We start from the raw sequence: 14,669 nt of genomic DNA, 5'->3' as shown, positions 1-14,669 counted from the left end.
CCTGCCTCCACGCTACCGGCAGAGCCACTTTCCCAAACCACAACGGACCGGACGCCCCGCGGGTGCCCGGTCCGTCACGTCTCGCTCAGCTCTCGTCGGCCGGCTCGGCGGCTGCCTTCTTGGCCGCCGCCTTGCGCGCCGGGGCCTTCTTCGCGACGGGCTCCGCGGCGGGCTCCTCCGCCACCGGCGCGGCGGCCTCCGGCTCCACGACGACGGCGATGTCGACGATCTCCTCGGAGACCTCGCCGCGCCACGCCCGTACGGTCTGCTCACCGTGCTCGGCGACCTTGTCGTAGGCCTCCTTGGCCTTGACCGCGTACTCGGCGGCCACGCCGACCCCGCGCAGCGCCAGGTCCTGGGCGGTCTCCCCGATCTTCTTCGCGTCGATCGCGCCGAGCACCTCGGCGACCGTGGCGCTGACCGCCTCCTGCGCCTCCTTGGCCTTCCCCTTGGCCTTCTCCTGCACGGCCTTCGGGTCGGTGTTCTTCACGGCCTCGATGCGCGCGGGGGCCTCGGCGCGCAGCTGCTCGATCAGCCCGGGCACCTTCTTGGCCTGCTGCACGGCGAGGTCGGCGGTGCCGGCGGCGAAGTAGAGGGGGGTCGGGTCGGTGAGGGTCTTCTTCAGGTCATCGGCGATGGCCATGTGGTGGTCCTCCCGGATCACGGTCTCGGTTCGTGCTCAGTGCGGTGCTTGCTCAGTGCGGTGCTTGCTCAGTGCGCTCAGTGCGGTGCGTGCTCAGTTCGTGCGGTGGTTCTCGGCATCGCCGTCGGTGGCGGCGGCTTCGGCCGCTGCCCGCGCCTCGGCCTCGACCTGTGCCTTGGCCTCGGCCTCCGCGGCGTTCTCCTTGCGGAAGGACCCATAGATCTGGAGCAGCACCTGCTTCTGCTGCTCACTGATCGACGGATCGGCGAGGATCACGGCCGTGGTCTCCACGGCGTCGCGGTCCCGCTCGTCCAGGATTCCGGCCTGCACGTACAGCGTCTCGGCGGAGATCCGCAGCGCCTTGGCGAGCTGCTGCAGGATGTCCGCGCTCGGCTTGCGCAGCCCGCGTTCGATCTGACTGAGGTACGGATTCGACACCCCCGCCGCATCGGCCAGCTGCCGCAGCGAAAGCTGCGCCTGCCGCCGCTGCTCGCGCAGGTACTCGCCGAGATTCCCGACGTTGAGCGATGCCATGCCCCGATCCTGCCGCACCGTGCTAACTATTGCAAGCAGCTGCTTGCAATAACTCCCACCCTCAGTCGCCGCGGTGGAGATCGGGGCGGGTCCAGAGGGTGAGGTCACTGATGGTGGCGACCGTTCCTCGCCGCGGTCGCCGCAGGACACCGCCTACGGTGCCTATGGTGCCTATGGTGCCTATGGTGCCTATGGTGCCTATGGTGCCTTCGCGATGATCACCGTCGCGTAGTACTCCTCGGAGCTCACCGCGCGCACCGACAGGCCCGCCGCCGTCAGGGCCGAGGCCGTGACCGGGGCCTGGCGGGCGCTCGTCTCGATCAGCAGGCTGCCGCCCGGCGCGAGCCAGGGCGGGGCTCCGGCGGCCACCCGGCGGTGCACGTCCAGGCCGTCCGCCCCGCCGTCCAGGGAGACGGGCGGCTCGTGGTCGCGGGCCTCCGCCGGCAGCAGGCCGATCTCCCCGGTCGGGACGTACGGGGCGTTGACCACCAGCACGTCCACCCGGCCCCGGAGCCCGGTGGGCAGGGCCGCGTAGAGGTCGCCCTCCCACACGCTGCCGCCGTACGGGGACACGTTGCGCCGGGCGTAGGCGAGCGCGGCGGGGTCGATGTCCGCCGCGTGCAGCTCGGCCCCCGGCACCCCCGCGGCCACGGCGGCGCCCAGCGCGCCCACCCCGCAGCACAGGTCCACGACCACCGCGCCGGGCCGGGCCGCCACCACCGCCTCCCGCGCGAGGAACTCGCTGCGCCGGCGCGGCACGAAGGCCCCCTCGCCGACGGCCATCCGCAGCCCGCAGAACTCCGCCCAGCCGACGACGTGTTCCAGCGGCTCGCCCGCCACCCGCCGGGCCAGCAGCCCCTCCAGGTGCCCCGCGTCCTCGGCGGCGGCCGTCAGCAGCTCCGCCTCCTCCTCGGCGAAGACGCAGCCGGCCGCGCGAAGGACTTCCACCAGTGTTGCCAACTACCTCAGTCCTCCACGCCTCAGAAGATGTCCGGGCACCACGGGCGGCGCGCCGTGCGGAACACCGCGTCCGCGAGCGCGAGCGCCCCGGAGCGCTCCTCCGTGACCGCGCCGAGCGCCGCCAGGCGCACCGCCGACGCGTCACCCAGGTACAGCGACCCCAGTGTGCCCACGTCCAGGCGCAGGTCGGCCGGCTCCTCCGTGCGTACGCAGTCCCCCGCGCCCGCGTCGAGCCGGTAGCGCCCGCCCGCCGGACCGGTCGGGTCCACGACCTCCAGGACCAGGACCCCGGGCACGGCGTACGTCCGCGCGCCGAGGGCCCGTACGACGTCCAGCAGCCGCACCCACAGCCAGTCGGCCGAGGTCACCGTCCGCGCGGCGCGCGGGTCGGGCAGCAGGGAGGCGACCAGGTCGTCGGGGGCGCGGTAGCCGGTGCGGACCTTCACCACCCAGTCGATGGAGCACAGGAAGTGCCACAGCGCCCGCTCCACCTCCGGGGTCAGGGCGAGCAACTGCCGCACCTGCACGGTGTTCTGCGGAACCTTGGCATCGGTCCAGTGGTCGTCGGCGGTGTACCGGACCAGGCCGGCCACCTCGCCCTCCGCGGTCCGGTACACCGCGTGGAAGGACGGCGTGTACGGGTTGTGCGAGAACGTCTCCGCGCCCGTCATCACCCGCCACCACCGGGCGTCGCGGCTCACCGCACCCGGGGTCGCCGCCCGCAGCCGCTCGTGCAGGGCCGGGCCCAGCTCCCGTACCTCGGCCTCGTCCACGAGGTCGATCCTGCCGCCGTCTCCCGGGACGGCGGCAGGATCGAGTCCGGTCCGCGGTACGTCGATCTCCCATTCCGAGACGGAGGTGGCGGGCCCGTACCCGTACCGCCCGTAGATCGGGTACTCGGCGGCGATCAGCGTCGACACCACGTCACCGCGCGCGTGGGCGGCGGCCAGTTCGGCGGCCATCATCCGGGTCAGCAGGCCCTGCCTGCGGTGCGTGGGCGCCACGGTCACGTTCGTGACGGCGCTCGACGGGACGAACTCCCCGCCGGGCACGGTCAGTTCCTGCGGGAAGGAACGGAAGGTCGCCACGCACCGGCCGGTGTCCGCGTCGAAGCCGCCCTGGGTCCGGGCGCAGTCGGCGAACTCGGCCAGCAGGGCGTGGTCCTCGGCCGTGGGGTGCGCCGCGTTCAGGAAACCGGTCTGCTGGGCGCGCAGCCACCGGGGAAGTTCGGATACGGCGATCGGCCGGACGTCAGCGCTCATAGCCGCCCACGCTAATCGGCCCGACCCGACCCCGTCGCGCGGATTTCCCGCGCGCTCCCGCGCCCCCGCGTCCTCAGGCCAGCAGGTCGTCCACCTGCGCCTCGCCCTCGCGATAGCGCCGGGTGATCTCCGCGCTGCAGTCGTCGGCCGTGCGCTGGAGCTGCTGGCGGCGCCGCGAGACCTGCTGCTCGTAGCGCACCAACTTGCCCATGCCCTCGTGGAGTTCCTCGTCCGTGCGCGCTCCCAGGTCCGACAGCTCCACGTCGGAGAGCATCTCGGCCGCCAGCAGCCGGTATTCCTCCCCGTGCGGGGTGCCGAGCGTGACGTGCCGGGCTGAGGCGCTACGGCTGGAGGGGGCGTCCGCGAGGATCTCCGAGAGCCGGTCCACCACCGGCGTCTCGGGGTCCGTACGCCGCGCGAGCTCGGCGCGCAGGATGTCGATGCGGCCCTGGAGGATCCGGCGTACGTAGCTCAGATCGGCCTCGTCGCGCTGCGCGTCGCGGCGCAGTCCGCGCAGCTCCGGCAGTCCGAGCGCGGTGGTCGCCGCCGTCGGAACGTCCGAGCCGGTCCGCTGCGCGGGCGGCCGCGGCGCCGAGTTCGCCGAGATCTCAGAGGCCAGCGCGGTCGCCGCGGACGCGACGGTCGTACCGGATCCCACGGGTCCGACGGGTCCGATGGGCGCAGGAGCAGATGCAGGTGCGGAGGTACCAGAAGTATTCATGCGTTCGTGTCCGTCCCCTCGACCGGTGCTGGGGGCACCGCCTGCGTGCATCGTGCCACTCCGCACGGTGCCGACGCAGTCCCACTCCACCCGATCGGCCCCGGACGGGTGCACGCCTGGTACACAGGTGTTATGCGAGCAGTGGTGCAGAGGGTGGACGGCGCGAGCGTCGTGGTGGCCGGCGAGACCGTCGGGGAGATCGTCGGGGAGGGGCTGTGCGTCCTGGTGGGGGTGACCCATGACGACACCCCGGAGAAGGCGGAGCTGCTGGCGCGCAAGCTCTGGTCGGTGCGGATTCTGGAGGCCGAGAAGTCCTGCAGCGACGTGAACGCGCCGCTGCTGGTGATCTCCCAGTTCACCCTCTACGGAGACGCCCGCAAGGGCCGGCGCCCCACCTGGAACGCGGCCGCGGGCGGCGCCTTCGCCGAGCCGCTCGTGGACGAGGTCGTGGCGCGGCTGCGGGCGCTGGGCGCGACGGTGGAAACGGGCCGGTTCGGGGCCGACATGCGGGTCTCGCTGACCAACCACGGCCCGTTCACCATCGTCATCGACATCTAGGCCGTCTCTTTCGGATCTTGCCGGGCCCGCGACGCCTGGCACCGCGCCTGGCCGCACTGCCGAGGCGACCACGTACACCCAGCACGCGAGCGCCCCGACAGCACGCCCAGGCACGGCACCAGACGCCGCGGACTCGGCCGACAAGATCCGAAAGAGACGACCTAGGGCGGCCGCTACGGCGCTACGACGACCTCCTGGGCGGCGGCCGTTCCGCCCACCAGCAGCGGGGCGTCCAGCGGGACGTTGCGCTTGACCAGCGCGAGGGCGATCGGGCCGAGCTCGTGGTGGCGGACCGAGGTGGTCACGAAGCCCAGCTGGCGGCCCTCCTCCCCGTCCGCGGCCAGCCGTACGGGCGCGCCGTGCGCGGGGAGGAGCACCTCGGAGCCGTCCAGATGCAGGAAGACCAGCCGGCGCGGCGGCTTCCCCAGGTTGTGGACGCGGGCCACCGTCTCCTGGCCGCGGTAGCAGCCCTTCTGCAGGTGCACGGCGGTGCCGATCCAGCCGAGCTCGTGCGGGATGGTGCGGTGGTCGGTCTCCAGACCGAGCCGCGGCCGGTGCGCCTCGACGCGCAGGGCCTCGTACGCCAGCAGCCCGGCGACCGGGCCGTGGGAGGCGGCGAAGGCCTCCAGGTCGGCGCGGGGCAGGAACACGTCGCGGCCGTACGGGGTCTGCCGTACGGCGAGTTCCTTGGGGACCTCGGCGATGGAGCCGGCCGGCAGGTGCACGACGGCGAACTCGGCGGTCCGGTCGGCGACTTCCACGCGGTAGAAGAAGATCATCGACTCCAGGTAGGCGATCAGCGCCTCCTGGGTGCCGGGCTCGACGTGCATCCACATCGTCTCGCCGTCGTCGACGAGGTAGAGCGCGTGCTCGATGTGGCCGTTCGCGGAGAGGATCAGCGCCTCGGTGGCCTCGCCGGCCGGGAGCGCGGTGACGTGCTGAGTGATCAGCAGGTGCAGCCAGCTCAGCCGGTCCGGGCCGGTGACGGTGACCACCCCGCGGTGGGAGAGGTCCACGAAGCCGCGGCCGTCGGCGAGTGCGCGCTGTTCTCCGTAGAGCTCGCCGTAGTGGGCGGCGACGCCCTCGTCGCGGCCTTCGGCCTGTACGGCGCCGGGGAGATGGAGCAAGGGGCTGCTGGTCATGCCACCAGCGTACGACCCTGCCGGGCGTCGCCCTAGTGCTGCTTGGCGGCGCAGGTCTTGCAGCGGCCGAAGATCGCGAAGTGCTTCATGTCGGTCTCGAAGCCGAAGGTGTCGCGGAGCTTGGAGATGAACTCGGCGGCGACGTCCACGTCCGCCTCGATGACCTCGGTGCAGTCGCGGCAGACCAGGTGGATGTGGTGGTGCCGGTCGGCGAGGTGGTAGGTGGGGGCCCCGTGCCCGAGGTGGGCGTGGGAGACCAGCTTCAGCTCCTCCAGGAGCTCCAGCGTCCGGTAGACCGTGGAGATGTTGACCCCGGAGGCCGTCCTGCGCACCTCGACGAGGATCTCGTCCGGGGTGGCGTGCTCCAGGGCGTCCACCGCTTCCAGCACGAGCTGGCGCTGCGGCGTCAGGCGGTATCCGCGCTGGCGCAGGTCGCTCTTCCAGTCGCCGCCTTCGGGGGCGGCGAGGCCCTCGGTGCTTTCGGTGCTGTCGGTGGTCACCACCCGGCCAGTGTAGGCCTCGGGCCCGCGGGAGGGGAGCGGGGAGGCCGTGCGGGAAGGCCCGGCACGGGCGGAAGGCGCCCGGGCGTGCTGGAGCCCCCGGCGGCCGGGGCGGCCGGGGGCTCCTGCGAACGCTCGCGTACGGACGCGCGCGACCTGGCCGCCCGGCGGTCCGGCAGCCAGGCGGTCCAGCGGCCTGGCGGCCTGGCGGTCTAGCGGTCTAGCGGCCTGGCGGTCTAGCGGTCTAGCGGTCTAGCGGAAGAAGGCGATGCCGTCGTCCGGCATGTCCGGGAGGTTGCGCGCCATCTCCGCGACCTCCTCGGGCGTGACGACCTTCTTCAGCTGCGCCGACATGTAGGGGCGCAGCTCCACCTCGGGGGTGGCCTTCTCGCCGACCCACATCAGGTCGCTCTTCACGTAGCCGTAGAGCCGCTTGCCACCGCTGTACGGGCCGGAGGCCGCGGTACGGGCGACCGCGTCGGTGACCACGTCGATCTGCGGCTTCCTGTCGGCGAGCTCGCCGTACCAGACCTCGACGACGCCCTGGTCACGGACCATGACGATCTCGACCTTGCGGTCCTTGTCGATGCGCCAGTAGCCCGACTCGGACTCCAGCGGCCGCACCTTGTTGCCCTCGGCGTCGAGCACCCAGGTGTGGGAGGTGTACTCCAGGAAGTCCCGGCCGTCGTGGCTGAAGACGACTTCCTGGCCGAAGTTGCACTTCTCCTCACCGGGGAAGTCGAAGACGCCTGCGCCTTCCCAGTTGCCGAGGAGGAAGGCGAGGGGGACGAGACCCGGGTTCAGGTCGGACGGGATCTGGATCATGGGTGGCTGCTCAGCTCAGGCGATCTGTGGGAGGGGTTCCGGTATCCGGGGCGGTCGGCTGCAGATCCGAGGGGATCAGCGCTGGCCCTGGTAGAGCTTCTTCACGGCCAGGACGGAGAAGGCGAGGACGCCGACACAGACCAGGACCAGCAGGGAGGTGAAGACTGCCTCAAGCACGGGGTGCTCCTCGGTGTTCTCAATGGTTTCAAGGTGGCGTTACGGGGCCGGTCCCCAAGCCTACTGGCCTGGGGACCGGGGCACGGTGTGAGGTGGCCCGTACGGGGGCTCACGCGGCGGCCGTGCGCTAGCCGAGCAGCTGGAGCTGGAGGATCACCGTCTGGTGCAGGGGCACGGCGGCCACCTCGTCCTTGCGGTTCTGGAGGACGACGGCCTGGATGTCACCCGACTGGAGGCAGGCGAGCGCGGTCTGCTCGTCGCCCGTGGGCTTGGCCTCCCGGTAGAGCGTGACGTCGCTGGCGCTCCGCGCGCTGGGGCCGCTGTACGCGCCGTCCTGCCCCAGCTCGGTCCGCTGGGAGCTCTTGGCCCGCATCCAGGCGTCGTCGGACTGGAGCCGCGCCACGCCGTTCAGCGTGGCGAGGGCACCGCAGCCCTTGAAGTTGTCCACGAAACCGGAGGCGTGGAAGCGCAGCAGGTAGACCCGGGTACGGGTGCCGTCCGGGGTGGTCCAGCCGCGGGCGACGATCTGGCGCAGCCCCTCGTTCGCGAACTGCTCCTTCATTTTCCCGCGGCCCGTGGCGTCGTACTCCTCCAGGAAGGTGTCGACGGTCACCACCCCGTCCTTCTCCAGCTTCAGCGTGGAGTCGGGGGCCGATCCGCTGGGAGCCGGCAGGAGCAGCTCGGTGAGACCGGCGTAGTGGATGCCGTCCGGGTTGTCCTCGGCGAACGGCAGGGCGGCGCCCGGCGGCAACGCCGGCTTGGCCAGCCTCGGAAACGTCCAGCGGCCGTCGGCCTTGGTGGACAGGCCCGGGATGTCGGTGCGCTCGGGCTGGGTGACCTCGTACGCGACACCCGTGCCGACGGCGGCGAAGACGAGTACGGCGGCGGTCCAGCGCAGCGCGGCGAACAGCTTGCGGCGGTCCTTGGGCGCGGCGGGGACCTCCGGGGCCTGCGGGGCCGCGAAGGGGTTGGCCGCGAGCGGGTCCGCGGCGAACGCGGCGGCCCGGGCGGCCCCCTGCTCGTCCACGGCGGGCTGCGGTGCGGCGTCCTCGGGGGGCGCCGACACGGGTCCGGTGGTGTGCTGCTCGGTCACGCGGACTCCCCGGGGGACTTCAGGTGGTTCATCTGGTTCTGGAAGAGCGCGACGGCGTTGGCGGTGGCGAAGGGCTTGGGCCCGTACGCGCGGAAGGTGACCATCACGTCGCCCTTGACGGCGACGCAGTCGATGGAGTCGATCTTTTCCTTCTTCTTCTCGCCGATCGCCTCCAAGGAGCACTTGGCGTCCGGGAACCCGTCCACCTTCGGCGCCTGGCGGCCGTCACCCTTGAAATCGAGGAACTTCTTGCTGACGTCCGAGAACGCGCCCACGGCCTTCGGATCGGCCTGCATGATGCGGATCTCGGCGAACCAGCTGGTCCGCTCGTTCACGTAGCTGCGGCCTGCCAGCCCCTTGAGCTTCAGCCCGGCCAGCATCTTGTCGCGGTCCTTGCGCTCGGAGCTGGTGAGGCCGGCGCGGGTCTCCTTGAAGCTCTCGATCGCCTTCTCCCCGGAGATGAAGAAGTTGTTGCCGTCCTCCTCCAGGTCCGGGCCCGGGAGGAACCCGGCCGGAAACGGCAGCAGCTTGCCCGAGAGGGCGTTCGGCGGCACGGAGCCGGGCGCTTCGCGCTTCGAGGGCTCCGCACCGATGGGGATCCAGTAGGCCGTGGGCGCGTCCCGGTCGGCGTCCGCGATCGCGGAGGACGCCCAGACGCCGCCGCCCACGAGCACCGCGGCGGCCACGCCGCCGGCGATCAGGGCGACCGTCTTGCGGTTGACCTTGCGCGCGGGCTTCGCGGGCGCGGCGGCGCTCGCCTCGGGCTCGGCCCCGGACGTCGGGTCCGCGGCCGGGATCGGGACCTCGGCCGCGACCGGGACCTCCGCCTCGGCCGGAGTCGTGTCGTTCTGAGGCTCGGTCACAGTCGCTCCAGCTGTCGCTTGGCCAGGTCCACGACGTCGCCTTCGCTGACCTTGCCGCGGTTGTTCACGAAGTGGATGTCGAGCACGATGTCGCCCCGACGGGCGATGGCGCGGGCTCCGCGCATCGGGAGGTAGCCCGGCTTCTCGTCCGCCTTGGAGTCCACCCAGACGTGCCCGAGCTCCGACGGGAGACCCGGAATCACGACGCCGTCGTTGCCCGCGTACTCGTCCTGGGGCATGTAGCCGGACTGGTTGCGCTGGTAGTCGTCCGCGCCGGAGCGGTCGTTGAACTGGATCAGGCGCACGTCGACGAAGGTGTCGTCGCCCTTCTTCCAGCTCACCGAGGCGATCCGCCTGATGTTCTGCTCCGCGAGATAGCTCAGCTGGCCGTCCGGGCGCTTGAAGAAGGTCGCGAAGTACTCGATGGGCAGGTAGCCCGAGCCATCGACCTTGGCCCCGCCCGGCGCCTCGATCAGCAGCTTCGCGAGGTCGTCGTCCGTCTTGTGCCAGCGGTTGGCGTTGATCGTCTTGTGCGTGGTCGCATCGTCGGGCGCGAGCGCCTTCGGCTCCACCAGGTCCGCCTGCGCCAGCGGGGCCAGCGGGGTCGGTTCGCGGTCGTACTGGATCGCGTAACCGGTGACCGTGCCCGCCAGGACGCCGAGGGCGACGGCGCCCGCGATCAGGAGGAACGGCCGGCCGCGGCGGCGGCGGGGGGAGTTCGCGGTTACGTCCGCAGTCCCGTCCGCAGTTGCGTCCGCAATCACGTCCGGAGTGCCCGATTCCGGGGCAGTCTCCCCCTCTTTCCGCTGCTCAGGGATGGTCTGTTCGTGTTCCAAAAGAAGTCCCCCCACAGGACTGGAGTCGCGGATCGATTGCCCGCGTACACAGAAAACACCCTCACATGGGGAGATGCCGCGATCATCCTTATTACATTTTTATCTCAACGGGTTTCAATCCTCGTGACGCCGCTTTCCGTCCAGTTCGTCCCACCACTCGTCGGACTTCGCGTCGCCCGAGGGATCGTCCCACCACCGGTCGTCCGGACCGCGCCGGTTCGCGACCATCGCGGCGACCGGCGGGATGACCATGGCGACCACGCACAGCGCCACGGCGGCCTCGACCGACCACAGGCGCACGAAGGACCAGGCGGAGACGAAGAGGAACAGGCATCCGCCCATGAGCAGGAAATAGGCGCGTCGGCGCCGGGCGTACATGCCTCCAGAGTAGAGCCGCCCCACGCTCCCGGGGAGGCCCGGAACGGACCGGGAACGACACGAAGGGCCGCACCCCGAACCAGTGGCGTCCAACCCCCGGGGGTGCGGCCCTTCGGCCGGTCATACGGTCATGCGGTCATGCGGTCACACAGGTGCGGTGCTCAGACCGCGATCGCCACGTCCGTGACGCCGCCGGACTCGACGACGACCACGGCGCGGTCCGCCTGGCCGCCGGGCACCAGGGCGCGCAGCGTCCAGGAGCCCTCGGCCGCGTAGAAGCGGAACTGACCGGTGGCCGAGGTCGGGACCTCGGCGGTGAACTCGCCGGTCGAGTCCAGCAGGCGGACGTAACCGCTGACGGGCTCGCCGTCCTTGGTGATCTGACCCTGGATGGCCGTCTCACCGGGCTTCAGCGTCGAGAGGTCGGGCCCGCCGATCTTTGCTCCACACATGTTCTCTGTCCTGTCCTAGAGAGGTATGACTACGGGCGTCGCATGCCCGGAATGCCGGTTTGCCCGGAACTACTTGTTGGCGCCGAGCTCGATCGGCACGCCGACCAGCGAGCCGTACTCGGTCCACGAGCCGTCGTAGTTCTTGACGTTCTCCTGGCCCAGGAGCTCGTGCAGCACGAACCAGGTGAGTGCGGAGCGCTCACCGATGCGGCAGTAGGCGATGGTGTCCTTCGCCAGGTCCACCTGCTCGGCCTGGTAGAGGGCGGTGAGCTCCTCGTCGGACTTGAAGGTGCCGTCGTCGTTGGCGTTCTTCGACCACGGGATGTTGCGGGCGCTCGGGATGTGACCCGGACGCTGCGACTGCTCCTGCGGGAGGTGCGCCGGCGCGAGCAGCTTGCCCGAGAACTCGTCGGGCGAGCGGACGTCGACCAGGTTCTTGGTGCCGATCGCGGCGACCGCGTCGTCACGGAAGGCGCGGATCGAGGTGTCCTGGGCCTTGGCCTTGTACGCGGTGGCCGGGCGGTTCGGGACCTCGGTGCCGTCGACCAGGTCGCGGGAGTCGAGCTCCCACTTCTTGCGGCCGCCGTCGAGCAGGCGGACGTCCTGGTGGCCGTAGAGCTTGAAGTACCAGTAGGCGTAGGACGCGAACCAGTTGTTGTTGCCGCCGTAGAGGACGACGGTGTCGTCGTTGGAGATGCCCTTGGCGGAGAGGAGCTTCTCGAAGCCCTCCTGGTCCACGAAGTCGCGGCGGACCGGGTCCTGGAGGTCGCTCTTCCAGTCGATCCGGACGGCGTTGGTGATGTGGTTCTTGTCGTACGCGGACGTGTCCTCGTCCACCTCGACGATGACGACGTTCGCGTCGTTCAGGTGGGCCTCGACCCAGTCGGCGTCTACGAGGACGTCGCTGCGGCTCATGGTGTTCTCCTCCGGGGCAGTGTGCGGCGGGGTGGTGCTGGTGGTGCGGGGTACGTGCGTCCGGGTGCACTCACGAGTCCTGTTGCGGGGAGGCTTCAGGAGGGCGGGAGGCAGAGGTGGTCACACGGGAAAGCGGAAGGCCGTCGTCCGGCAATGGAGCGGGATGCGCTCACACGTCACATGGATCGACAGAGCATGGCGGCGACGCGACACAGGTCTACTGCCCGTCGCTTCGTGAGATCCGCCTGCTGATGCTTCATAGCCATGGATCGTAGGGACGAATCGGCCGCCCTGTCACCGCCATGTCATATTTCGAGACAGGATCGTCCGGATAATGAGATCGCAACCCTTGCCGATCTTCCGGCGCGGGGTGCGCGGGGCCTCGCAACCCCCTCCCATCTGCGGATCGGACCCACTCGTCTCACTATCCGGCCAGTGCCAGATTCTTACCGCCCAGAGTGAGCACCACACCGGCCGCGTCCGAGGTCAGCGTCGTCAGCCGGACCCCCGACGGCAGACCCTCGTCGATCCGCCGGTCGAAGTCGGTCTTCTTGCGGACCACGGCCTCGATCCCGGGGAGGCCCTCGCCCGGCACCTCGTCGGCGCGGACCCGGACGGTGCTCCCGCCCTTGGCCTCTCCGGCGCCGACCAGGGAGACCGTCGAGATCACGCTGCGGCTGAGGGTGCGGCCGAGGAACTCCACGCTCGCGGTGACCTTCAGCTTGCCGGGCGCCCCGCCGTAGGCGACCGTCACCCCGGGCTGGGCCGCCGCGGTCAGGTCGGCGTACGTGACGAGGGCCGAGCCCGTGGCGGAGCGGGCGGTGCCGCCGCTGTAGTCGCCGTTCAGCTCCACCCCGCGGAAGGCGACCCGCAGCCGGGACAGGTGTGTCGTACGGCCGTCCGAGGTCGCCACGTCGGCGCCGGCCACCTTCAGGTCTACCTGGTCGAGGTCGCGGGAGAGGGCTTGGGTCAGGAACGGGAACCCCTTGATGTCCACCCCCACCCCGGACAGGCCCTGCCGGGCCGAGATCCGCTCCGCCATGCGGTCCTCGGCATAGCCGGCCGCCCAGCGGTCCAGCCCGACGAACAGGCCGCCGAGGACCACTCCGATGATCACAACGACACGTAGGACACGCACGTGCCCACCCCCCAGACGATTGGTACGTCGGGCCAGTGGACCATGTCCGGCCGTGAGGGCGCTGTCAGATGACGGGGTGTGAGGTGGCTCGTGCCGCGGTGTGACGACGCCCGCCCCGGAGAGCCGGGGCGGGCGTCGTGGAGTGGGGTGGGTTGGGGTGGGGTGGGGCGAAGGTCTCGGCCCCGTCAGCCCACCACCCTGCCGATCAGGTAGACCGCCGGGGCCGCCGCGGCCAGCGGCAGCGCGACACCGGCCGTCATGTGGACGAACTTCGACGGGTAGTCGTACGCCGCCACGCGCAGCCCGATCAGCGCGCACACCCCGGCCGCCAGGCCGATCAGCGCGCCGCCCGCGCCCACGGACGTCAGCCCGCCCACGGCGATGCCCGCACCGGCCGCGGCGGCCAGCGAGACGCCGACCGAGGGCGCGGTGGGCAGCGGGAGCGCCCGGGCGAAGACGGCCACCGCCACGGCGGCGGCGCCCACGCTCACGGCGCCGGAGTCGGCGGCGAGGTAGCCGGCGCAGACGATGGCCAGCGCGGCCGAGGCCACCGAGGCCATCAGCCCGTACATCCGCTCGTCCGGCTCGGCGTGGCTGCGCAGCTGGAGCACCAGCGTCAGCAGCACCCAGGCGCCGAGGGTGCCGACGATCGCCCCGGGGCCGTACGGCTCCTCCACCGCGAGCACGGCCGCGTCCGCGACGACCGCCCCGGCGAAGGCCAGGGCGATGCCCTGACGGGCCGGCCACATGCCGTTGAGGCGGAACCAGCCCGCCGCGGTGAGGCCCTGGAGGGCGATCAGCGGCGCGAGCAGCGCGTACTCGCTCAGCGCGGCGGCGCACGCGATGACCAGCCCGAGGGCGGCCGTCAGTATGGCCGCCTGCGGACCGGGATCGATGATCGGCGAGCGGCCTTCGGCGCGGGCCTGGGCCGGGTCCACGGCGCGCAGCGTGTTGCCGGCGAGGGTGGGCGGCGACCAGGCGGGCTCCTCCTCGCCCGTCGCCCCGTCGGCCATCGGTTCCGCGGCGGGAACCCCGCCGGGGACCTCGGCCGCCTGCTGCGGGAGGTACGCGGCCTGGGCATGGGCGTGGGCCTGAGCCTGCTCCGCCGCCCACGCCGGGGCGGGGGCGGGAGCCTGGGGCTGTCCCTGGGCGTGCGCCTGGGCCTCCGGCTGGAACGGGTCGGACGGGCCGGGGTAGGCCGCCGGGTAGGCCGTCTCCCCCCACGGCTGCCGCGGCTCGGCCTGCGGGGCCTGCTGTGCCTGCCCCTCCTCGCGGAACCAGTGGTCCGGGGCAGGGGCCGGAGCCGGGTCCGGGGCCGGCGCCGGGGTCTGCGGGTAGGCCGGGGCCGGCGCCGCGTAGGAATCCGCGTACGGGTCCGCGTAAGGATCGGCGTACGCCTGCTGCTGCCCCCACTGCTGACCGGAGACGGGCTCCTGGGCCTGCGGCTGCTGCTGCGCCTGCGGCTCCTCGCGGAACCAGCCCTCGGGGGCGACCGGGTACTGCGCCGGTACGCCGTCCAGCGGGGCCACGACCGGCTGGTACGAGGTGTCCCACGTCGGAGACTGCCAGGTCTGGGTCCCGTACGCATCGGGCTGCTCTTGCTGCTGCTGCTGTTGCTGCTGTTGCTGCTGCAGGTGCTGCTGTTCCTCGGGCGTGCTCGGTGTAGTCATCG

At 71.7% G+C, this 14,669-nt stretch carries 19 protein-coding genes; 2 read left to right on the top strand and 17 right to left on the bottom strand.

Translation table 11 applies throughout. The features are described from left to right. Positions 1-85 precede the first annotated feature (85 nt). From OG730_RS22855 to OG730_RS22835, 5 genes are all read right to left on the bottom strand, one after another. Entirely contained in the window at positions 86-643 is a 558-nt protein-coding gene (locus OG730_RS22855; RefSeq protein ID WP_327305978.1) for a hypothetical protein, read from the bottom strand. Between the two features lie 93 nt (positions 644-736). After that, on the bottom strand, positions 737-1,177 hold the full coding sequence (locus OG730_RS22850) for a helix-turn-helix domain-containing protein (RefSeq protein WP_327305977.1): 441 nt from the start codon (positions 1,175-1,177) through the stop codon (positions 737-739). 198 nt (positions 1,178-1,375) lie between these two features. Then, positions 1,376-2,137: a putative protein N(5)-glutamine methyltransferase gene (locus OG730_RS22845; protein WP_327305976.1), complete on the bottom strand. Its 762-nt coding sequence runs from the start codon at positions 2,135-2,137 to the stop codon at positions 1,376-1,378. 20 nt (positions 2,138-2,157) lie between these two features. Next, positions 2,158-3,399: a GNAT family N-acetyltransferase gene (locus OG730_RS22840; RefSeq protein WP_327305975.1), complete on the bottom strand. Its 1,242-nt coding sequence runs from the start codon at positions 3,397-3,399 to the stop codon at positions 2,158-2,160. Positions 3,400-3,472: 73 nt separating this feature from the next. Then, a complete protein-coding gene (locus tag OG730_RS22835) occupies positions 3,473-4,120 on the bottom strand; it encodes an RsiG family protein (protein WP_327305974.1) in 648 nt (215 codons plus the stop codon). Positions 4,121-4,252: 132 nt separating this feature from the next. On the opposite strand from OG730_RS22835, the gene dtd reads away from it, so the two are divergent. Then, a complete protein-coding gene (gene dtd / locus OG730_RS22830; RefSeq protein WP_327305973.1) occupies positions 4,253-4,678 on the top strand; it encodes a D-aminoacyl-tRNA deacylase in 426 nt (141 codons plus the stop codon). 173 nt (positions 4,679-4,851) lie between these two features. On the opposite strand, the gene ygfZ is transcribed toward dtd, so the two are convergent. Together ygfZ and OG730_RS22820 are read right to left on the bottom strand one after the other, a co-directional pair. Then, complete coding sequence (gene ygfZ / locus OG730_RS22825) at positions 4,852-5,820, bottom strand: CAF17-like 4Fe-4S cluster assembly/insertion protein YgfZ (RefSeq protein WP_327305972.1); 969 nt, start codon at positions 5,818-5,820, stop codon at positions 4,852-4,854. A 32-nt stretch (positions 5,821-5,852) separates the two neighbouring features. Beyond that, positions 5,853-6,320: a Fur family transcriptional regulator gene (locus OG730_RS22820; RefSeq protein ID WP_327309369.1), complete on the bottom strand. Its 468-nt coding sequence runs from the start codon at positions 6,318-6,320 to the stop codon at positions 5,853-5,855. 87 nt (positions 6,321-6,407) lie between these two features. On the opposite strand from OG730_RS22820, the gene OG730_RS22815 reads away from it, so the two are divergent. Beyond that, the gene (locus tag OG730_RS22815) at positions 6,408-6,536 is read left to right on the top strand and encodes a hypothetical protein (RefSeq protein WP_327305971.1); all 129 of its coding nucleotides are present in this window, start codon (positions 6,408-6,410) and stop codon (positions 6,534-6,536) included. Between the two features lie 36 nt (positions 6,537-6,572). Here OG730_RS22815 and OG730_RS22810 read toward each other — a convergent pair whose 3' ends face one another. The 10 genes from OG730_RS22810 to OG730_RS22770 form a co-directional block, all read right to left on the bottom strand. After that, positions 6,573-7,145 (bottom strand): heme-binding beta-barrel domain-containing protein, encoded by a 573-nt coding sequence (locus tag OG730_RS22810; protein WP_327305970.1) that lies wholly within the window; start codon positions 7,143-7,145, stop codon positions 6,573-6,575. Between the two features lie 304 nt (positions 7,146-7,449). Continuing rightward, entirely contained in the window at positions 7,450-8,415 is a 966-nt protein-coding gene (locus OG730_RS22805) for a hypothetical protein (RefSeq protein ID WP_327305969.1), read from the bottom strand. Continuing rightward, entirely contained in the window at positions 8,412-9,278 is an 867-nt protein-coding gene (locus OG730_RS22800) for a hypothetical protein (protein ID WP_327305968.1), read from the bottom strand. Before OG730_RS22800 ends, OG730_RS22805 begins: the two co-directional genes overlap by 4 nt. Then, the gene (locus OG730_RS22795) at positions 9,275-10,042 is read right to left on the bottom strand and encodes a hypothetical protein (RefSeq protein ID WP_327305967.1); all 768 of its coding nucleotides are present in this window, start codon (positions 10,040-10,042) and stop codon (positions 9,275-9,277) included. The genes OG730_RS22800 and OG730_RS22795 overlap by 4 nt, the downstream gene beginning before the upstream one ends. A gap of 186 nt (positions 10,043-10,228) precedes the next feature. After that, positions 10,229-10,492 (bottom strand): DUF3099 domain-containing protein, encoded by a 264-nt coding sequence (locus OG730_RS22790; RefSeq protein ID WP_250744599.1) that lies wholly within the window; start codon positions 10,490-10,492, stop codon positions 10,229-10,231. A gap of 161 nt (positions 10,493-10,653) precedes the next feature. Continuing rightward, positions 10,654-10,944 carry a DUF1416 domain-containing protein gene (locus OG730_RS22785; RefSeq protein WP_327305966.1) on the bottom strand — a complete coding sequence of 97 codons (291 nt, stop codon included), beginning with the start codon at positions 10,942-10,944 and terminating at the stop codon, positions 10,654-10,656. Positions 10,945-11,013: 69 nt separating this feature from the next. After that, positions 11,014-11,859 (bottom strand): sulfurtransferase, encoded by an 846-nt coding sequence (locus OG730_RS22780; protein ID WP_327305965.1) that lies wholly within the window; start codon positions 11,857-11,859, stop codon positions 11,014-11,016. Positions 11,860-12,035: 176 nt separating this feature from the next. Beyond that, complete coding sequence (locus OG730_RS44335) at positions 12,036-12,119, bottom strand: putative leader peptide (RefSeq protein ID WP_350206375.1); 84 nt, start codon at positions 12,117-12,119, stop codon at positions 12,036-12,038. A 164-nt stretch (positions 12,120-12,283) separates the two neighbouring features. Beyond that, on the bottom strand, positions 12,284-12,997 hold the full coding sequence (locus OG730_RS22775; RefSeq protein ID WP_327305964.1) for an LmeA family phospholipid-binding protein: 714 nt from the start codon (positions 12,995-12,997) through the stop codon (positions 12,284-12,286). A 185-nt stretch (positions 12,998-13,182) separates the two neighbouring features. Continuing rightward, positions 13,183-14,667 (bottom strand): hypothetical protein, encoded by a 1,485-nt coding sequence (locus OG730_RS22770; protein ID WP_327305963.1) that lies wholly within the window; start codon positions 14,665-14,667, stop codon positions 13,183-13,185. Between the last annotated feature and the right edge of the window lie 2 nt (positions 14,668-14,669).

The organism is Streptomyces sp. NBC_01298, from assembly GCF_035978755.1.
Classification (GTDB): domain Bacteria; phylum Actinomycetota; class Actinomycetes; order Streptomycetales; family Streptomycetaceae; genus Streptomyces.
This window is presented reverse-complemented; position numbering and strand designations above follow the sequence as displayed.